At 68.6% G+C, this 18,471-nt stretch carries 16 protein-coding genes; 13 read left to right on the top strand and 3 right to left on the bottom strand.

Annotated elements, in window-relative coordinates:
* Positions 1 to 142: 142 nt before the first annotated feature.
* The gene (locus EA796_RS08740; RefSeq protein WP_122108328.1) at positions 143 to 1,204 is read left to right on the top strand and encodes a trans-acting enoyl reductase family protein; all 1,062 of its coding nucleotides are present in this window, start codon (positions 143 to 145) and stop codon (positions 1,202 to 1,204) included.
* Between the two features lie 63 nt (positions 1,205 to 1,267).
* On the opposite strand, the gene EA796_RS08735 is transcribed toward EA796_RS08740, so the two are convergent.
* The gene (locus EA796_RS08735) at positions 1,268 to 2,161 is read right to left on the bottom strand and encodes a LysR family transcriptional regulator ArgP (protein WP_122108327.1); all 894 of its coding nucleotides are present in this window, start codon (positions 2,159 to 2,161) and stop codon (positions 1,268 to 1,270) included.
* Between the two features lie 95 nt (positions 2,162 to 2,256).
* On the opposite strand from EA796_RS08735, the gene EA796_RS08730 reads away from it, so the two are divergent.
* From EA796_RS08730 to EA796_RS08680, 12 genes are all read left to right on the top strand, one after another.
* Positions 2,257 to 2,670 (top strand): ACT domain-containing protein, encoded by a 414-nt coding sequence (locus tag EA796_RS08730; protein ID WP_122108326.1) that lies wholly within the window; start codon positions 2,257 to 2,259, stop codon positions 2,668 to 2,670.
* Complete coding sequence (locus tag EA796_RS08725; protein WP_122108325.1) at positions 2,670 to 3,272, top strand: LysE/ArgO family amino acid transporter; 603 nt, start codon at positions 2,670 to 2,672, stop codon at positions 3,270 to 3,272. The genes EA796_RS08730 and EA796_RS08725 overlap by 1 nt, the downstream gene beginning before the upstream one ends.
* A gap of 39 nt (positions 3,273 to 3,311) precedes the next feature.
* Positions 3,312 to 4,268, top strand: a complete 957-nt coding sequence (locus tag EA796_RS08720; protein ID WP_122108324.1) for a LysR family transcriptional regulator — start codon at positions 3,312 to 3,314, stop codon at positions 4,266 to 4,268.
* A 90-nt stretch (positions 4,269 to 4,358) separates the two neighbouring features.
* Positions 4,359 to 4,535 carry a hypothetical protein gene (locus EA796_RS23295; RefSeq protein WP_178082544.1) on the top strand — a complete coding sequence of 59 codons (177 nt, stop codon included), beginning with the start codon at positions 4,359 to 4,361 and terminating at the stop codon, positions 4,533 to 4,535.
* 114 nt (positions 4,536 to 4,649) lie between these two features.
* Complete coding sequence (locus tag EA796_RS08715; protein ID WP_122108323.1) at positions 4,650 to 4,877, top strand: DUF2790 domain-containing protein; 228 nt, start codon at positions 4,650 to 4,652, stop codon at positions 4,875 to 4,877.
* A gap of 376 nt (positions 4,878 to 5,253) precedes the next feature.
* Positions 5,254 to 9,189, top strand: a complete 3,936-nt coding sequence (gene putA / locus EA796_RS08710; protein WP_122108322.1) for a trifunctional transcriptional regulator/proline dehydrogenase/L-glutamate gamma-semialdehyde dehydrogenase — start codon at positions 5,254 to 5,256, stop codon at positions 9,187 to 9,189.
* A gap of 115 nt (positions 9,190 to 9,304) precedes the next feature.
* The gene (gene proC, locus EA796_RS08705) at positions 9,305 to 10,096 is read left to right on the top strand and encodes a pyrroline-5-carboxylate reductase (RefSeq protein ID WP_122108321.1); all 792 of its coding nucleotides are present in this window, start codon (positions 9,305 to 9,307) and stop codon (positions 10,094 to 10,096) included.
* Between the two features lie 424 nt (positions 10,097 to 10,520).
* Entirely contained in the window at positions 10,521 to 11,948 is a 1,428-nt protein-coding gene (gene arcD / locus EA796_RS08700) for an arginine-ornithine antiporter (protein ID WP_122108320.1), read from the top strand.
* A gap of 16 nt (positions 11,949 to 11,964) precedes the next feature.
* Complete coding sequence (arcA, locus tag EA796_RS08695) at positions 11,965 to 13,215, top strand: arginine deiminase (RefSeq protein WP_122108319.1); 1,251 nt, start codon at positions 11,965 to 11,967, stop codon at positions 13,213 to 13,215.
* A gap of 67 nt (positions 13,216 to 13,282) precedes the next feature.
* Positions 13,283 to 14,293 carry an ornithine carbamoyltransferase gene (locus EA796_RS08690; RefSeq protein WP_021443087.1) on the top strand — a complete coding sequence of 337 codons (1,011 nt, stop codon included), beginning with the start codon at positions 13,283 to 13,285 and terminating at the stop codon, positions 14,291 to 14,293.
* A gap of 59 nt (positions 14,294 to 14,352) precedes the next feature.
* The gene (arcC, locus tag EA796_RS08685) at positions 14,353 to 15,279 is read left to right on the top strand and encodes a carbamate kinase (protein ID WP_122108318.1); all 927 of its coding nucleotides are present in this window, start codon (positions 14,353 to 14,355) and stop codon (positions 15,277 to 15,279) included.
* 50 nt (positions 15,280 to 15,329) lie between these two features.
* Positions 15,330 to 15,695: a DUF5064 family protein gene (locus EA796_RS08680; RefSeq protein WP_021443085.1), complete on the top strand. Its 366-nt coding sequence runs from the start codon at positions 15,330 to 15,332 to the stop codon at positions 15,693 to 15,695.
* A gap of 111 nt (positions 15,696 to 15,806) precedes the next feature.
* Here the strand turns inward: EA796_RS08680 and lpdA are convergent, their stop codons facing one another.
* Together lpdA and EA796_RS08670 are read right to left on the bottom strand one after the other, a co-directional pair.
* On the bottom strand, positions 15,807 to 17,207 hold the full coding sequence (lpdA, locus tag EA796_RS08675) for a dihydrolipoyl dehydrogenase (protein ID WP_122108317.1): 1,401 nt from the start codon (positions 17,205 to 17,207) through the stop codon (positions 15,807 to 15,809).
* Positions 17,204 to 18,409 carry an MFS transporter gene (locus EA796_RS08670; RefSeq protein WP_122108316.1) on the bottom strand — a complete coding sequence of 402 codons (1,206 nt, stop codon included), beginning with the start codon at positions 18,407 to 18,409 and terminating at the stop codon, positions 17,204 to 17,206. The genes lpdA and EA796_RS08670 overlap by 4 nt, the downstream gene beginning before the upstream one ends.
* Between the last annotated feature and the right edge of the window lie 62 nt (positions 18,410 to 18,471).

Genomic DNA, 18,471 nt, shown 5'->3' with positions numbered 1-18,471 from the left:
CTAGCAGCGCCACGCCGCCTGCGCGCTGTCGGCGGCGGCCAGAACAGCGACCGCACAGGCCGATGGATTGGCGCTGCGCCGCCGCGACGCGGGTATAACGGCTACCCTGCACGACACCCCATCGACGCAACAGGACGCTCCCATGGCCAAGCAACACTGGATGATCTACGGCGCCAACGGCTACACCGGTCACCTGCTCGCAGCCGAGGCGCAGCGCCAGGGCCTGCGGCCCATTCTCGCCGGCCGCAACCCGGCGGCGGTGCACGCCCTGGGCAGCCTGCTGGGGCTCGACTGCCGCATCTTCGACATCCAGCAGCCGCAACGGGCACGCGAGGCCCTGGCCGACGTCGCGGTGGTGGCCCACTGCGCCGGGCCCTTCTCCGCCACCAGCGCGCCGATGCTCGATGTCTGCCTGGCCAGCGCCAGCCATTATGTCGACATCACCGGCGAAATCTCGGTGTTCGAGGCGGCGTTCGCCCGCGACGCGCAATTCCGGGAGCGCGGCATCGTGGCCTGTCCGGGCGTCGGCTTCGACGTGATTCCCAGCGACTGCCTGGCCGCCTGCCTGCACCAGGCGCTGCCCGATGCGACGCACCTGGCGCTGGGCTTCGACACCGCCAGCGGGCTGTCGCCGGGCACCGCCAAGACCACCGTGGAAGGCCTGCACCTGGGCGGCAAGGTGCGCCGCGCGGGGATCGTCACCGACGTGCCGCTGGGCTATCGGCGCCGCACCATCGACTTCGGCCGCGGCGCCAAGGACGCCGTGACCATTCCCTGGGGCGACGTCGCCACCGCCTACCACTCCACCGGCATCGGCAATATCGAGGTCTACCTGCCGGCGCCCAAGGCGCTGGCCATCGGCATGCGCCTGCTCGATCCGCTGCGCCCGCTGTTCGGCCTGGCCAGCGTGCAGGCCTGGCTCAAGCGCCAGGTGGACAGGCGCGTGCAAGGCCCCGACGCGGCCAGCCGCGAGCGCCTGCGCACCTGGCTGTGGGGCGAGGTGCGCAATGCCGCCGGCGTCGTGCGCACGGCCCACCTGCAAACCGCCAACGGCTACGAGGTGACGGTGCACGGCAGCTTGCTGGCGGTGCGCCACCTGCTCGACTACCAGGGCCGCGGCGGCTACTTCACCCCGTCGCAGCTGTTCGGCGCGCGCTGCGTGGAACAGCTGCCGGGCTGCGGGCCGATTCGTCTCGATAGCTAGCACGGCGTACCGCCGCCGTGGACAGGCCGCCGGCTTGTCCCGGGCCGGCCGCCTGGTTCGCGCCTAGCCCTGTTGCACCAGGGCGCCGGCGGCGGCGCGGCGCAGCTGCTCGGTGAGCCCGGCCAGCAGCTCGCCGCCGTTGCGCCAGTGATGCCAGTACAGCGGCACGTCGATAGAACGCCCGGGCACCAGTTCCACCAGCGCGCCGCGCGCCAGCTCGCCGCGCACCTGCAGCTCCGGCACCAGGCCCCAGCCCAGGCCGCCTTCGGTCAGGCGCACGAAGCCTTCCGAGGACGGGCACAGGTGGTAGGCGAAGCCGCCCGCCACGCCGAGCTCGGCCAGGTAGCGGTGCTGCAGCTGATCGTCCGGACCGAAGACGATGGCCGGCGCCCGCGCCAGCGCCGCGGCCGTGACCCCGTCGGCAAAATGCCGGGCGACGAAGGCCGGGCTGGCCAGCGCGCGATAACGCATCGCCCCCAGCGCCAGGCTGCGCGCGCCGGCCACCGGGCGCTCGGCGGCGCACACGCAGCCGGCCACCTCGCCGGCGCGCATGCGCTTGAGGCCGACCTCCTGGTCCTCCACCACCAGCTCCAGCAGCAACCGCTGGCGCGCGCAGAAGCCACCCACCGCCGCCGCCCACCAGGTCGCCAGGCTGTCGGCGTTGAGGGCGATACGCAGGCGCTCCGGGGTCGCCTCCTCGTCCAGCGCCGGCACCTGGCCCTGCAGGTCGCGTTCGAGCAGACGCACCTGCTGCACATGGTTGAGCAGGCGACGGCCGATCTCGGTGGGCGTCGGCGGCGTGGCGCGCACCAGCACCGGCTGGCCGACCCGCGCCTCGAGCAGCTTGATCCGTTGCGACACGGCCGACTGCGACAGGCCCAGCACCTGCGCCGCACGGTCGAAGCCGGCCTGCTCCACCACCGCCGCCAGGGCGGCGAGCAACTTGTAGTCGAACAATCGATTTACCTAATGAGAGATCAGCAATATTGGTTTCTCTTATACCGCCACAGCCGCCAGACTCGCCAGCACTCAGCCCATTTCAGGAGCCTGCCATGTCCGGCGAAACCAACCTCGCGCGCCTGCTGCAGAGCATGACGCCACACCTCAATCCGGGGCACTACGTGTTCTGCTGCGTCGCCGCCGATCGCGACTGCAGCGCCCTGCAGCCGCTGGCCAGCATGCGCGAAGGCGAAGGCCTGAGCCTGGTGCTGCCGCGCGAAGTCGCCGATGCCCATGGCCTGAGCTACGACTACGTCGCCGCCTGGATCACCCTCGAGGTGCACTCCTCGCTGGCGGCGGTGGGCCTGACCGCGTCCTTCTCCGCCGCCCTGGCCCAGGCCGGGATCAGCTGCAACGTGATCGCCGGCGTTCATCACGACCACCTGTTCGTGCCCCTCGAACGGGCCGAGAAGGCGCTGTCGACCCTGCACGCCCTGGCGGCGGCGTCCATGCCGGAGCCCCGGTGATGTGGCAGAGCTACAGCAACGGCCTGCTGGTGGCCATCGGCCTGATCATGGCCATCGGCGCGCAGAACGCCTTCGTCCTGGCGCAGAGCCTGCGCCGCGAGCATCACCTGCCGGTGGCGGCGCTGTGCATCCTCTGCGACGCCGTGCTGGTGGCCGCCGGGGTGTTCGGCCTGGCCGCGCTGCTGGCGCAGAGCCCGACGCTGCTGGCCATCGCCCGCTGGGGCGGCGCCGCGTTTCTGATCTGGTACGGCAGCCAGGCCCTGCTGCGCGCCGCGCGCCCGCAGTCGCTGCAGGCCGTCGACAGCCCGCCACGCTCGCTGCGCGCGGTGCTGCTCGCCGCTCTGGCGGTGACCCTGCTCAACCCGCACGTGTACCTGGACACCGTGCTGCTGATCGGCTCGCTCGGCGCCCAGCAGCCGGTGCCCGGCGCCTATGCCGCCGGCGCCGCCAGCGCGTCCCTGCTGTGGTTCGCCAGCCTGGCCCTCGGCGCCGCCTGGCTCTCGCCCTGGCTGGCGCGACCGCTGACCTGGCGGCTGATCGACCTGGGCGTGGCGGCGATGATGTTCGCGGTGGCCGCGCAGCTGATGCTGGGGGCTCTGTAGTCGCGCATAATCCCCTGGCCTCTTACGCCAGGAGCAACAATGGATACCTTGCACAGCATGCGCGTGTTCGTCCGGGTGATCGACGACGGCAGCTTCACCGCCGCCGCCCAGGCGCTGGATCTGTCCACCGCGCAGGTGTCGCGGCTGGTCGCCGATCTGGAGCAGCAGCTGCAGGCACGCCTGCTGCATCGCACCACCCGGCGCCTGGCGCTGACCGAGACCGGCGAGCGCTACCTGGAGCGCTGCCGGCAGATTCTCGCCCAGGTCGACGAGGCCGCCGCCGAGGCGCGTGGCGCCCACCTCACCCCCAGCGGCCGGCTGCGCGTGCACACCATGACCGGCCTCGGCCTGCAGCACCTGACGCCGCTGATCGCGCGCTACGCCGAACGGCATCCGCAGGTGGTGGTGGAGCTGACCCTGGCCCAGCGCACCCCGGACCTGCTGGAAGACGGCCACGACGTGACCATCGCCTTCGCCCGCGACCTGCCCGACTCGCAACTGGTGGCGCAGCGCCTGGGCCCGGTGTACAGCGTGCTGTGCGCCGCGCCCAGCTACCTGGCCGAGCACGGCGTGCCGCAGCAGCCGGGCGATCTGCAGCGGCACCGTTACCTGCGCCTGACCGACCCGCTGTACCGCGGCCAGTGGAATTTCGGCGACGAGCAGCTGGACGCCCTGCCGGCCGAGAGCTTCCAGGTCAACGTCGCCGAGGCGCTGGTCAAGGCGGCGCAGGCGGGCATGGGCTTCTGCCTGCTGCCCTCGTTCGTCGCCAGCCAGCCGCTACGCGAGGGGCGCCTGCTGCGCATCCTGCCGCAGCACCGCCTGCGCGCCCTGAGCATCTACGCGCTGTACCCGTCGCGGCGCTTTCTCGACGCCAAGACGCGCACCTGGGTGGATTTTCTCAAGGCCGAACTGCCGCCGCTGCTGGCCGCCGACGAAGCGGTGCTGGACGACCCGGCCTGCTGGGCGGAGGCCGGGCAATTGTTACGTCACAGGTAAAGGTCATTCACCTGTCGCTGTCTGTTTCATGGTCCTGCGCGCCACTAGCATGGCTTCGAACCCACGAAGAATCCGCCAGAGGATCGCCCCATGAAACAGCTTCTCACTGCCGCCAGCCTGACCCTCGCCACCCTGCTCGCCGCCCAGGCCTGCCTGGCCGAGGAATCCTCCGCCTTCGTCGAGCACCACGCAAAGCTGCAGCAAAACGCCGGCTCGGCGCAGCAGCAGGCGCAACGCACCGCCGAAGCCTCCCAGCAACAGGGCTGAGCCCTTCCTCCCGGCGTCGACCTGCCAGCTCCCCGTCAACGTCCCTGGGCCGCCTGCGCGGCCCCTTTTATTCACTCGCGGCGGCGTGCCAGCCGCTGCCGATTCGAGGTCACGATGAAGCATCTCGCCTGGTTATTCCCCCTGTCCTTCGCCGCTGCCCTGGCCCACGCCGACGAACCGCAGCACTACCACTACGGCATGCACCTGGACGTGGCCAAGGTCATCAGCCAGAGCCTGCCGCACGGCTGCGAGGTGGGCGAGGCACGCATGGTCTACCTGGACTCGCAAGGCCGGCAGCACACCCTTATCTACCAGCGCCAGGGCGAGGACTGCCATTACTGAGCGCGTCACACGCCCACTGATCGGAGACCGGCTCCGCCCTGCTACAAAGTTCTCTGACAAGGCTACCCTGAGTGGGTAGCACCCATCCCTCCCTGCCTCCTCCAGGCAAGCGAGCTTGGTTGCACCCAAGCAACGTGAGGCCAGTCAGATCGCAGCAGGCGCAGCCATGTCGAGCCCTACCCGCACATCGCGACAGCATCCCCCTCGAATCCCGCGCCCCCTGAAAACCTGGCTTAGGCCAAATTTCAAACACCCGAATCAACGTCCGTCGCACCGAGCGAAATCAAAGGTTGCACCTGGTTGCACCCAGGATGGATGCAGGTTTAATCTCCCGCAGCTTTTTTTGCCGTGCATCACCTGACAAGTAGGACTCCCCATGGCCACCACCACCCTTGGCGTAAAACTCGACGATGCCACCCGCGACCGCCTGAAGCAGGCCGCCCAGTCCATCGACCGCACCCCGCACTGGCTGATCAAGCAGGCGATCTTCAATTATCTGGAGCAGATCGAGGGTGGCCTGACCCCCGCCGAGCACGCCGGCCTGGCCGCTGCCGCCGGCGAGGAGGCGGTGGAGCACCTGAACGAGGCGGGCCTGCAGGTGTTCCTCGACTTCGCCGAGAGCATCCTGCCGCAGTCGGTGCTGCGCGCCGCCATCACCGCCGCCTACCGCCGCCCGGAAACCGAGGCGCTGCCGATGCTGCTGGAGCAGGCGCGTCTGCCCAAGGCGCAGGCCGAAGCGGCCAACCAGATGGCCCTCGGCATCGCCGAGAAGCTGCGCAACCAGAAGAGCGCCGGTGGCCGCCAGGGCCTGGTGCAGGGCCTGCTGCAGGAGTTCTCCCTGTCGTCGCAGGAAGGCGTGGCGCTGATGTGCCTGGCCGAGGCGCTGCTGCGCATCCCGGACAAGGCCACCCGCGACGCCCTGATCCGCGACAAGATCGCCAACGGCAACTGGAGCCAGCACCTGGGCCAGAGCCCGTCGATGTTCGTCAACGCCGCCAGCTGGGGTCTGCTGATCACCGGCAAGCTGGTCGCCACCCATAACGAGGAAGGCCTGTCGTCCTCGCTCAACCGCCTGATCGGCAAGAGCGGCGAGCCGGTGATCCGCAAGGGCGTGGACATGGCCATGCGCCTGATGGGCGAGCAGTTCGTCACCGGCGAGACCATCGGCGAGGCCCTGGCCAACGCCAGCAGCATGGAAAGCAAGGGCTTCCGCTACTCCTACGACATGCTCGGCGAAGCCGCGCTGACCGAGGAAGACGCCAAGCGCTACCTGGCCTCCTACGAGCAGGCCATCCACGCCATCGGCAAGGCCTCCCACGGCCGCGGCATCTACGAAGGCCCGGGCATCTCGATCAAGCTCTCGGCGCTGCACCCGCGTTACAGCCGCGCCCAGTACGACCGGGTGATGGACGAACTGTTCCCGATCCTGCTCGGCCTGACCAAGCTGGCCAAGCAGTACGACATCGGCCTGAACATCGACGCCGAGGAAGCCGACCGCCTGGAAATCTCCCTCGACCTGCTCGAGCGCCTGTGCTTCGCCCCCGAGCTGGCCGGCTGGAACGGCATCGGTTTCGTCATCCAGGCCTACCAGAAGCGCTGCCCCTACGTGATCGACTACGTCATCGACCTGGCCAAGCGCAGCCGCCATCGCCTGATGATCCGCCTGGTCAAGGGCGCCTACTGGGACAGCGAGATCAAGCTGGCCCAGGTGGGCGGTCTGGAAGGCTACCCGGTGTACACCCGCAAGCCGTACACCGACGTGTCCTACATCGCCTGCGCGCGCAAGCTGCTGGCCGTGCCGGAAGCCATCTACCCGCAGTTCGCCACCCACAACGCTCACTCGCTGTCGGCCATCTACCAGCTCGCCGGGCAGAACTACTACCCGGGCCAGTACGAGTTCCAGTGCCTGCACGGCATGGGCGAGCCGCTCTACGAGCAGGTGGTCGGCTCGCTCAAGGACGGCAAGTACGCTCGTCCGTGCCGCATCTACGCCCCGGTCGGCAGCCACGAGACGCTGCTGGCCTACCTGGTGCGTCGCCTGCTGGAAAACGGCGCCAACACCAGCTTCGTCAACCGCATCGCCGACCACAGCATCTCGCTCAAGGACCTGGTGCTCGACCCGGTGCAGCAGGTCGAGCAGATGGCCGCCCAGGAAGGCACCCTCGGCCTGCCGCACCCGCGCATCCCGCTGCCGCGCGATCTGTACGGCGAGGCCCGACTCAACTCCGAAGGCATCGATCTGGCCAACGAACACCGCCTGGGCTCGCTGTCCTCGGCGCTGCTGTCGTCGACCAACAATAGCTATGTCGCCGGCCCGATCCTCGGTTGCGACACGCCCAATCCGGGCCCGGCAGAGCCGGTGCGCAACCCGGCCGATCAGCGCGACCTGGTCGGCCATGTGCACGAGGCCAGCGAGGCCGATGTGAAGAGCGCGATCCTCTGCGCCCAGTCCAGCGGGCAGATCTGGCAGTCGACCCAGCCGGCCGAACGCGCCGCCGTGCTCGAGCGGGCCGCCGACCAGATGGAAGGCGAGATGCAGCAGCTGATGGGCCTGCTGGTACGCGAATCCGGCAAGACCTTCGCCAACGCCATCGCCGAGGTGCGCGAGGCGGTGGACTTCCTCCGCTACTACGCGGCCCAGGCGCGCAGCTTCAGCAACGACAGCTACCGCCCGCTGGGCCCGGTGGTGTGCATCAGCCCGTGGAACTTCCCCCTGGCGATCTTCACCGGCCAGGTGGCCGCTGCCCTGGCCGCCGGCAACACCGTGCTGGCCAAGCCGGCCGAACAGACCCCGCTGATCGCCGCCCAGGCCGTGCGCATCCTGCTCGAAGCCGGCGTGCCCGGCGGTGCCGTGCAGCTGCTGCCGGGCCGTGGCGAAACCGTCGGCGCCCGCCTGGTGGGCGACGAGCGGGTGCGCGGGGTGATGTTCACCGGCTCCACCGAAGTGGCCGGCATCCTCCAGCGCAACATTGCCGGCCGCCTCGACGCCCAGGGCCGCAGCATTCCGCTGATCGCCGAGACCGGCGGCCTCAACGCCATGATCGTCGACTCCTCGGCGCTGGCCGAGCAGGTGGTGGTCGACGTGGTCAACTCCGCCTTCGACAGCGCCGGCCAGCGTTGCTCGGCGCTGCGCGTGCTGTGCGTGCAGGCCGACGTGGCCGACCGCGTGGTGGCAATGCTCAAGGGCGCCATGGCCGAGTACCGCGTCGGCTCGCCGGAGCGCCTGCACACCGACATCGGCCCGGTGATCGACCACGAGGCCAAGGACAATATCGACAACCACATCGCCAAGCTGCGCGAGAAGGGCCGCAAGGTGTTCCAGTGCGCCCGCTTTGAGGCCGAGGAGCTCAAGCGCGGCACCTTCGTGGTACCGACCCTGATCGAGCTGGACAGCTTCGACGAGCTCAAGCGCGAGATCTTCGGCCCGGTGCTGCACGTGGTGCGCTACCAGCGCGCCGACCTGGCCAAGCTGCTGCAGCAGATCAACGACAGCGGCTACGGCCTGACCCTGGGCGTACACACCCGCATCGACGAGACCATCAACCAGGTGGTCAGCAGCGCCAAGGTGGGCAACCTGTACGTCAACCGCAACGTGGTCGGCGCCGTGGTCGGCGTGCAGCCGTTCGGCGGCGAAGGCCTGTCCGGCACCGGCCCCAAGGCCGGCGGCCCGCTGTACCTGTACCGCCTGCTGTCGACCCGTCCGCAGGAAGCCGTGGCCCAGCAGCTGGCCGGCGACAACGTGCAGGCGCTGGACGTGCCGACCGAGCTGGCCAAGGCACGCACCGCCTTCGCCGAGTGGGCGGCCAAGCAGGAGCCGGCCGTTGCCGCCCTGTTCGAGCAGTACCTGGGCCTGAGCCAGAGCTACAGTAGTCACCTGCTGAGCGGCCCGACCGGCGAGCGCAACAGCTACACCCTGCTGCCGCGCGAGCGCGTGCTGGGCCTGGCCGACGAGCGCGGCGACCTACTGGCGCAACTGGCCGCCACCCTGGCCGTGGGCAGCCGCGCGCTGTGGCTGGAAAGCCAGCGCGGCCTGTACGCCGAGCTGCCCAAGGAGGTACAGAAGTGCATCGCGCTGGTCGCCGACTGGAGCACGGTCGACGCCGAGTTCGACGCCATCCTCCATCACGGCGACTCCGACCAGCTGCGCGAGGTCTGCCAGCAGGCGGCGCAGCGCAAGGGCGCCATCGTCAGCGTGCACGGCCTGAACAAGGGCGAGACCGACATCCCGCTGGAACGCCTGCTGATCGAGCACGCCCTGAGCGTCAACACCGCGGCAGCCGGCGGCAACGCCAGCCTGATGACCATCGGCTGATGGCCCGTGCCCGGTCGCCGCGAGGCGGCCGGGGTTTGCCGAAACCTTGCCCGGGAAAGCGGCCTGAAAGCTTTCCCGGGCATGCTGCGCCCGCCATAGGGCCTCAAGGAACAGCATGAACGCACTCTTTATCGGTTACGGCCGCATGGGCAGCGCCATCGGTGCGGCCTGGCTCGAGGCCGGCCTGGCCCAGCGCCTGGTCGCGGTCGACCCGCACGCGCCGGCCGACGCCGCCGTCGCCCATTACCCGGCGCTGACCCAGGTGCCGGCCCAGCCCTTCGATCTGATCCTGGTCGCTACCAAACCCGGCCATGCCTGTCAGGTGCTCGGCGAGTTGCCCGACGCCCTGTGCCAGCACGCCGTGGTGGTGTCGGTGGCCGCCGGCGTCACCTGCGCCAGCCTCACCGCCGCCCTGCGCGGACGCTGCCCGGTGGTACGCGCCATGCCCAACACCCCGGTGCTGGTCGGCGCCGGCTGCACCGGCCTGTATGGCGACGCCGAGCTGGATAGCGGCAAGCGCGAGCTGATCGGCCGCCTGTTCGGCGCCGTCGGCAGCGCCAGCTGGGTCGAGCGCGAGGAACTGCTGGACGCGGTCACCGCCATCTCCGGCAGTGGCCCGGCCTACTACCACCTGTTCAGCGAGGCGCTGGCCGATGCCGGCATCGCCCTCGGTCTTTCCCCCGAACTGGCCAGGACCCTGGCGGCGAAGACCGCCTTCGGCGCGGCCTCGCTGCAGACCCAGGCCGGTGCGGACTTCGTCGAACTGCGCACGGCGGTGACTTCGCCCAACGGCACCACCGCCGCCGCCATCGCCGTCTTCGAACAGGATCAGGCCCTGCGCCGCCTGGTCGCAGCGGCGGCGCAAGCGGCCCAGCGCCGCTCCCAGGAGCTTTCCCAAGGCGCCTGACCGGCCACGCCAATTGGCGCGGCCAAGCGCGACACGGCTGCCTGCAGTGGGCTACCCGCCCGGTGTCGCGTTTCCTCCTCTCCGGGCTCGTTTCGAGTCCAGGCACCAGCCTACCCGGCCAGTGCAGCAGCGGGGCCATCCGCCCCGCTCGCCCCCCTCCCCGGTCGGCCCTGGCCGGGAGAAATTTTCATTTTGCCGTCCTTGCATTGCCATAAAAGCTGACTAGCGTTTCAACAGTCGGACGTCGCTCAACGCCCGGCGCAGAGCTGCCTTCCTGCCCCCCAGGTGCTCTTCAAAAACGGCTGATCGCTTTCGCGCAAGTGCGTTTGCGCAGTTGCCAGCAGCTCGGTTGATGCAAATCAACGTGGCTGTCCACCCAAACGCGCTCAATACCGCAGTCGCTCCCCGACATGGAGGTAACGAGATGTCCGATTCGACCCAGAAACTGCGCCTGGCCGCCTTGATCGCCCTGGTGGTCGGCTCCATGGTCGGCGGCGGGATCTTCTCCCTGCCGCAGAACATCGCCGCCAGCGCCGGCGCCGGCGCCACCCTGATCGGCTGGCTGATCACCGGGGTGGGCATGCTGATGCTGGCCTTCGTGTTCCAGACCCTGGCCAACCGCAAGCCCGAGCTCGACGGCGGGGTGTACGCCTACGCCAAGGCCGGCTTCGGTGACTACATGGGCTTCTCCTCGGCCTGGGGCTACTGGATCAGCGCCTGGATCGGCAACGTCAGCTACATGGTGTTGCTGTTCTCCACCCTCGGCTACTTCTTCCCGGTGTTCGGCGAAGGCAACACTCTGCCGGCGGTGATCTGCGCCTCGGTACTGCTCTGGCTGCTGCACTTCCTGGTGCTGCGCGGGATCAAGGAAGCGGCCTTCATCAACACCATCACCACCATCGCCAAGATGCTGCCACTGGCGCTGTTCATCGTCATCGCCGCGGTGGCGTTCAAGCTCGACGTGTTCACCAACGACTTCTGGGGCAGCGGCAACCCCGAGCTGGGCAGCGTGATGGACCAGGTGCGCAACATGATGCTGGTCACCGTCTGGGTGTTCATCGGCATCGAGGGCGCGAGCATCTTCTCGGCCCGCGCCGAGAAGCGCAGCGACGTCGGCAAGGCCACGGTGGTCGGCTTCATCGGCGTGCTGCTGCTGCTGGTGCTGGTCAACGTGCTGAGCCAGGGCATCATGGCCCAAGCCCAACTGGCCGGGCTGAAGAACCCGTCGATGGCCGGCGTGCTGGAGCAGGTGGTCGGCCCCTGGGGCGCCCAGTTGATCAGCATCGGCTTGCTCGTATCCCTGGCCGGAGCCCTGCTGTCCTGGACCCTGCTGTGTGCCGAGATAATCTACTCCTCGGCCAAAGATCACACGATGCCAGAGTTCCTGCGCAAGGAGAACGCCAACCACGTCCCGGCCAACGCCCTGTGGCTGACCAATGGGCTGATCCAGCTGTTCCTCATCGTCACCCTGTTCAACGCCTCCACCTACCTCAGCCTGCTGTACCTGGCCACCTCGATGATCCTGGTGCCCTACTTCTGGTCCAGCGCCTATGCGCTGCTGCTGGCCTGGCGCGGCGAGACCTACGAGAACGCCGGCGGCGAGCGTAACAAGGACCTGCTGATCGCCCTGATCTCCACCCTCTACGCCGTGTGGCTGGTGTATGCCGCCGGCGTCCAGTACCTGCTGCTCTCCGCCCTGCTCTATGCCCCAGGCGCGATCCTGTTCGCCAAGGCCAAGCGCGAGCTGGGGCAGCCCATCTTCACCGGCGTCGAAAAACTGATCTTCGTCGTCGTGCTGATCGGTGCCGCCATCGCCGCCTACGGGCTGTACGACGGTTTCCTGAGTCTCTAGCGAGAAGGAGTTCGATATGTCCAAGAAAGCCCTCGGCGTCCATTCGGAAGCCGGCAAACTGCACAAGGTGATGGTCTGCTCGCCGGGCCTGGCCCACCTGCGCCTGACCCCGAACAACTGCGACGAACTGCTATTCGACGACGTGATCTGGGTGTCCCAGGCCAAACGCGACCACTTCGACTTCATGACCAAGATGCGCGAGCGCGGCATCGAGGTGGTGGAGATGCACAACCTGCTGGAAGAGACGGTGAGAAATCCCCAAGCGCTGAAGTGGATTCTCGACCGCAAGATCACCCCCAACAGCGTCGGCCTCGGCCTGCAGGGCGAGGTGCGCTCCTTTATCGAGGGCCTGGAGGCGCGCAAGATCGCCGAGTTCCTCATCGGCGGCGTATCCGGCGCCGACCTGGTCAGGCACAAGGACTCCGACGCGGCGAAGATGTTCAACGCCTACCTGGGCGAGTCCAGCTTCGTCTTCCCGCCGCTGCCCAACACCCAGTTCACCCGCGACACCACCTGCTGGATCTACGGCGGCGTCACCCTCAACCCCATGTACTGGCCGGCGCGCCGCCAGGAAACCCTGCTGACCACCGCCATCTACAAGTTCCACCCGGACTTCGTCGGCGAGCAGTTCGAGATCTGGTACGGCGACCCGGATCAGGATCATGGCGCCGCGACCCTGGAGGGCGGCGACGTGATGCCGATCGGCAACGGCACCGTGCTGATCGGCATGGGCGAGCGCACCTCGCACCAGGCCATCGGCCAGGTCGCCCAGGCGCTGTTCGCCAAGGGCGCAGCCGAGCGGGTGGTGGTGGCCGGGCTCGGCAAGTCGCGTGCGGCCATGCACCTGGACACCGTGTTCAGCTTCTGCGATCGCGACCTGGTGACCGTCTTCCCGGAAGTGGCCAACTCCATCGTGCCCTTCGTCCTGCGCCCGGACGAGAGCCGCCCCGGCGGCATCGACCTGCGCCGCGAGGACAAGTCCTTCCTCGACGTGGTCGCCGAATCGCTCAACCTGAAGAAACTGCGCGTGGTGGAAACCGGCGGCGACGCCTACGAGGCCGAGCGCGAGCAGTGGGACGACGGCAACAACGTGGTCTGCCTGGAGCCGGGCGTGGTGGTCGGCTACGACCGCAACACCTACACCAACACCCTGCTGCGCAAGGCCGGCGTCGAGGTGGTGACCATCAGCGCCAGCGAACTGGGGCGTGGCCGCGGCGGCGGCCACTGCATGACCTGCCCGATCATCCGCGACCCGATCGATTACTGAACAAGCCAGCCCCGGCGGTCATCCACCGCCGGGCGCCGTTTTCAGCTGCCCACAAGGAGAAAGAATCATGGCTTTCAACATGCACAACCGTAACCTGCTCAGCCTGATGCACCACAGCACGCGTGAGCTGCGCTACCTGCTCGACCTCTCGCGCGACCTCAAGCGCGCCAAGTACACCGGCACCGAGCAGCAGCACCTCAAGCGCAAGAACATCGCGCTGATCTTCGAGAAGACCTCCACCCGCACCCGCTGCGCCTTCGAGGTGGCCGCCTACGACCAGGGCGCCAACGTCACCTATATCGACCCGGGCTCCTCGCAGATCGGCCACAAGGAATCGATGAAGGACACCGCCCGCGTGCTCGGGCGCATGTACGACGCCATCGAATACCGCGGCTTCAAGCAGGAAATAGTCGAGGAACTGGCCAGCTACGCCGGCGTACCGGTGTTCAACGGCCTGACCGACGAATACCACCCGACGCAGATGCTCGCCGACGTGCTGACCATGCGCGAGCACAGCGACAAGGCCCTGCACGAGATCAGCTACGCCTACCTGGGCGATGCGCGCAACAACATGGGCAACTCGCTGCTGCTGATCGGCGCCAAACTGGGCATGGACGTGCGCATCGCCGCGCCCAAGGCACTGTGGCCGAGCGACGAACACGTCGCCGCCTGCAAGCAGTTCGCCGAGGAAAGCGGCGCACGCATCACCCTCACCGAGGACGCCAAGGCAGCGGTCAAGGGCGTGGACTTCGTCCACACCGACGTCTGGGTGTCGATGGGCGAGCCGGTCGAGGCCTGGGGCGAACGCATCCAGGAGCTGCTGCCCTACCAGGTCAACATGGCCATCATGAAGGCCACCGGCAACCCGCGGGCCAAGTTCATGCACTGCCTGCCGGCCTTCCACAACAGCGAGACCAAGGTCGGCAAGCAGATCGCCGAGCAGTACCCGCACCTGAAGAACGGCATCGAGGTCACCGAGGACGTGTTCGAGTCGCCCTACAACATCGCCTTCGAGCAGGCGGAAAACCGCATGCACACCATCAAGGCGATATTGGTCTCGACCCTGGCCGACATCTGACGCCCTAGAACCGTAGCCCGGATGAAAGCCGGGCTACGGCCTCGAACAAGGAGAACACCATGCGACTCGTCATCGCCCTGGGCGGCAACGCCCTGCTTCGCCGCGGCGAAGCCATGACCGCGGAAAACCAACGGGAAAACGTGCGAATCGCCTGCGAGCAGATCGCCAAGGTGGCGCCCGGCAACGAACTGGTGATCGCCCACGGCAACGGCCCGCAGGTCGGCCTGCTGGCCCTGCAGGGCGCCGCCTATGACGCCAGCAACCCCTACCCGCTGGACGTGCTCGGCGCCGAGACCGAAGGCATGATCGGCTACATGATCGAACAGGAGCTGGGCAACCTGCTGCCGTTCGAGGTGCCCTTCGCCACCATCCTCACCCAGGTCGAGGTGGACAGCGCCGACCCGGCCTTCAGGAAGCCGACCAAGCCGATCGGTCCGGTCTATGACAAGGCGGAGGCCGAGCGCCTGGCCGCCGAGAAAGGCTGGAGCATCGCCCCGGACGGCGACAAGTTCCGCCGCGTGGTGGCCAGCCCACGGCCACAGCGCATCTTCGAGATCCGCCCGATCAAGTGGCTGCTGGAGAAAGGCAGCGTGGTGATCTGCGCCGGCGGCGGCGGCATCCCGACCATGTACGACGGCAACAAGCTGCGCGGCGTCGAGGCGGTGATCGACAAGGACCTGTGCTCGGCGCTGCTGGCCGAACAACTGGCCTGCGAGCTGCTGGTGATCGCCACCGACGTCGACGCCGCCTATGTCGACTGGGGCAAGCCGACGCAGAAATCCATCGCCGCCGCCCACCCCGACGAGATCGACAAGCTCGGCTTCGCCGCCGGCTCCATGGGGCCCAAGGTGCAGGCCGCCTGCGAGTTCGCCCGCAACACCGGCAGCACCGCGGTGATCGGCTCGCTGGAAAACATCGAGGCCATCGTCCAGGGCACCTCGGGCACCCGCATCAGCCTGGACTGCGACGGCATCCGCTACTACTGACCCCGGCGCGGGGCCATGACCCCGCTCGCCACGTTGCAGGGACGTTCAGCATGTTCACCCCAGGCCATCTGCACCGCGACAACCTCGACCGCCCGGAAAGCCTGCGTCTGGCGCCGCCCTTCTCCGTCGACTTCTACTACCAGGTGCGCCAGGACCCGGCGCAGGGCCCGATGCTGCATATGCGCCTGGTCGGCGAGGTGCAGGGCCGGCATTTCGACGAGGAGTTCGAGCTGCACCGCGACGTCGCCTTCAACTTCGCCAGCGCCGCCACCCGCGTCGCCGCCCGTCACGGCCTGCCGATCAACGCCAGCCCGGTGATGCGCGGCCACGACGAGTACGACAAGGTGTTCGCCGATATCCGCGCCAAGCTGCATGCCAAACCGGGCGAAACGGTGAATCTCGATCACGTGCTGTGAGCGCCGTGGCCCGGATGAAATCCGGGCTGGCTGATCGACGCACAACGCTCGCAGGACGCGCGTCGCGTAGCGCCTGCCGGACACTCGGCGCTGCCGGCGCGCAAGGCGCCCCTATGCCTGCATGGTCCAGCCGTGCACACCCATCGCCGCCTGGCGCCCGGCCTCCGAGCGGGTCGGGTGCGGGTGGCAGGTCAGGGCGATGTCCTCGGCCGAGGCGGAGAACTCCATGGCCACGCAGTATTCGCCGATCAGCTCGCCGACGCTCGGGCCGATCATGTGCACGCCGAGAATCTGATCGGTAGTGGCGTCGGCGAGAATCTTCACGAAGCCTTCGGTCTCGTGGTTGATCTTCGCCCGGCTGTTGGCGCTGAAGGGGAACTTGCCGACCTTGTAGGCGCGGCCTTCGGCCTGCAGCTCCTCCTCGCCCTTGCCGACGCTGGCCACCTCAGGGCGGGTGTAGATCACCCCGGGGATCACCCCGTAGTTGACCTCGGCCGCATGCCCGGCGATGCGCTCGATGCAGGCCACCGCCTCGTCCTCGGCCTTGTGCGCCAGCATCGGCCCGGAGGTGACGTCGCCGATCACCCACACGCCGGGCACGCCGCTCTGATGTTTGTCGTTAGCGAGCATGCCGCGCCGGTCGGTGCTCAGGCCGACGCTCTCCAGCCCGAGCCCTTTGGTGTAGGGGCGGCGGCCGATGGCCACCAGCACGTAGTCGGCTTCCAGGCTTTCCGCCGCGCCGCCGGCGGCCGGCTCCAGGCTCAGGGTCACCCCCGACTTGCCGGTCTTGGCAGCGGTGACCTTGGTGCCGAGCTTGAAACTCATGCCCTGCTTGCCCAGGGTGCGCTGCAGGGTCTTGGCGGTCTCGCCATCCAGCCCGGGGCAGATGCGCTCGAGGTATTCCACCACGGTGACCCGGCTGCCCAGGCGGCGCCACACCGAGCCCAGCTCCAGGCCGATCACCCCGGCGCCGATCACCACCAGGTGCCCCGGCACCTCGGGCAGCGACAGCGCGCCGGAGGAATCGAGGATGCGCTGGTTGTCGATCTCCACGCCTGGTAAAGGCGTCGGTTCGGAGCCGCTGGCGATGACGATGTTCTGCGTCTCCAGCAGGCGTTCGCCGCCCTCGTGCAGCTTGACCTGCACCCGCCCCGGGCCGTCGATGCGCGCCCAGCCCTTGACCCACTCCACCTTGTTCTTGCGAAACAGGAATTCCACGCCCTTGGTCAGGGCTTCGACGCTGCCTTCCTTCTGTTTCATCATCTGCGGCAGGTTCAACTGCGGCGTCACCTCCACCCCCAGCGCACTCAGCTCGCCACCGGCCGCCGCCTCGTACAGCTCGGAGGCATGCAGCAGGGCCTTGGATGGCATGCAGCCGACGTTCAGGCAGGTGCCGCCGAGGGTCTCGCGGCCCTCCACGCAGGCCACCTTGAGCCCCAGTTGGCCGGCGCGGATGGCGGCGTTGTAGCCGCCGGGGCCGGCGCCGATGATGACCACGTCGTAGCTGCTCATGGCGAAACTCTCCTTGCCTCGGAAAATGCGCTCGGGCGGGCGCGCAACAGATGGAAGCCGATGAACGCCAGCGCGGCGAACAGGGCTTGCAAGGCAACCATAGGCCAGGCCGAGCCATCCTGCAGCCAGGCCAGCAACAGGCCGCTCACCGTAGCCCCGCTCATCTGCGCGAAGCCCATCAGCCCGGCCGCCAGCCCGGCGCGCTGCGGGTTGGGAATCACCGCGCCGGCCACCGCCGCCGGCAGCAGCATGCCGCCGCCCAGGGTCACCAGCACCTGCGGCAGGGACAGGCCGAGCAGCGACAGGCCAAACAGCACATAGATCGCCAGGGACAGGGCGGCGCCGGCTAGCACCAGCGCCACGCCGATGGCCACCACTCGCTGCGGTCCCAGGCGCTGCACGTTGCGCAGGGTGAACAGGGCGCCGCCGAGCAGGCCCGAGACAATGGCCGCGAAGGTCATGCCGTACTGCGCCGCGCTCAGCCCGAGCAGCCCGATATAGACCGCCGAGGAGCCGGCCACCACGACGAACATGGCGCCGTAGGTCATGGCGATGGTCAGCGCCAGCGCGCGGCAGCTGCCCAGCAGATCCCAATAGTCGCCCGCCAGACGACTCAAGCGCCCGGCCTGCGGGTCGCGCTGCAAATGGCTCTCGCGGTAGCTGCCGAGCACCGCCAAGAGCGCCACGCCGCCCAGCACCAGGCTGGCCACCAGCGGCGCCCGCCAGCCGCCGTACTGGGTCAGCAGACCGCCGAGCAGCGGCGACAGGACGATGGCGACGAACATGCCCAGCACCGTCAGCGCCAGGGCCGGACCCGCCTCGGCCTGCCACACGTCGCGCACTATGGCGCGCGCCAGCACCAGCGCGGCGCAGGCGCCGAAGCCCTGCAGCACACGGGCGGCGATCAGCATCTGGATGTTCTCCGCCAGCAGCATGCCCAGGCTCGCCAGCAGGTACAGCGACAGTCCGGCCAGCAGCACCGGGCGCCGGCCGAGACGGTCGGACAGCGGGCCGAGCAGCAGCTGGCCGAGACCGAAGGCGGCGACGAACAGCGACAGCGCCAGCAGGCTGCTGCCCGGCGCGGCGTGCAGGCCGCGCTCCAGGGCGCCGAGCGCGGGAATCAGCAACTGGGTGGAGATTTCCCCCAGGGCGGTGAGCAGCATCAAAAGCAGCAGCAACAGACGGGAGGGGGACGGACGCATGGCGAATCTCCGGCTCGGGGTGTTTATATTTCAACCATAATATGAAAGATTAGATGTCGTCC

This window comes from Pseudomonas sp. AOB-7 (assembly GCF_003696305.1).
In the GTDB taxonomy this organism is placed as follows: Bacteria; Pseudomonadota; Gammaproteobacteria; order Pseudomonadales; family Pseudomonadaceae; genus Aquipseudomonas.
The sequence above is the reverse complement of the archived record's forward strand: the minus strand, read 5'-3'. Positions and strand labels throughout refer to the sequence as shown.

Coding starts and splice junctions, on each gene's coding strand:
- EA796_RS08740 (WP_122108328.1), top strand. CDS start 143: ATGGCCAAGCAACACTGGATGATCTACGGCGCCAACGGCTACACCGGT.
- EA796_RS08730 (WP_122108326.1), top strand. CDS start 2,257: ATGTCCGGCGAAACCAACCTCGCGCGCCTGCTGCAGAGCATGACGCCA.
- EA796_RS08725 (WP_122108325.1), top strand. CDS start 2,670: ATGTGGCAGAGCTACAGCAACGGCCTGCTGGTGGCCATCGGCCTGATC.
- EA796_RS08720 (WP_122108324.1), top strand. CDS start 3,312: ATGGATACCTTGCACAGCATGCGCGTGTTCGTCCGGGTGATCGACGAC.
- EA796_RS23295 (WP_178082544.1), top strand. CDS start 4,359: ATGAAACAGCTTCTCACTGCCGCCAGCCTGACCCTCGCCACCCTGCTC.
- EA796_RS08715 (WP_122108323.1), top strand. CDS start 4,650: ATGAAGCATCTCGCCTGGTTATTCCCCCTGTCCTTCGCCGCTGCCCTG.
- putA (WP_122108322.1), top strand. CDS start 5,254: ATGGCCACCACCACCCTTGGCGTAAAACTCGACGATGCCACCCGCGAC.
- proC (WP_122108321.1), top strand. CDS start 9,305: ATGAACGCACTCTTTATCGGTTACGGCCGCATGGGCAGCGCCATCGGT.
- arcD (WP_122108320.1), top strand. CDS start 10,521: ATGTCCGATTCGACCCAGAAACTGCGCCTGGCCGCCTTGATCGCCCTG.
- arcA (WP_122108319.1), top strand. CDS start 11,965: ATGTCCAAGAAAGCCCTCGGCGTCCATTCGGAAGCCGGCAAACTGCAC.
- EA796_RS08690 (WP_021443087.1), top strand. CDS start 13,283: ATGGCTTTCAACATGCACAACCGTAACCTGCTCAGCCTGATGCACCAC.
- arcC (WP_122108318.1), top strand. CDS start 14,353: ATGCGACTCGTCATCGCCCTGGGCGGCAACGCCCTGCTTCGCCGCGGC.
- EA796_RS08680 (WP_021443085.1), top strand. CDS start 15,330: ATGTTCACCCCAGGCCATCTGCACCGCGACAACCTCGACCGCCCGGAA.
- lpdA (WP_122108317.1), bottom strand. CDS start 17,207: ATGAGCAGCTACGACGTGGTCATCATCGGCGCCGGCCCCGGCGGCTAC.
- EA796_RS08670 (WP_122108316.1), bottom strand. CDS start 18,409: ATGCGTCCGTCCCCCTCCCGTCTGTTGCTGCTGCTTTTGATGCTGCTC.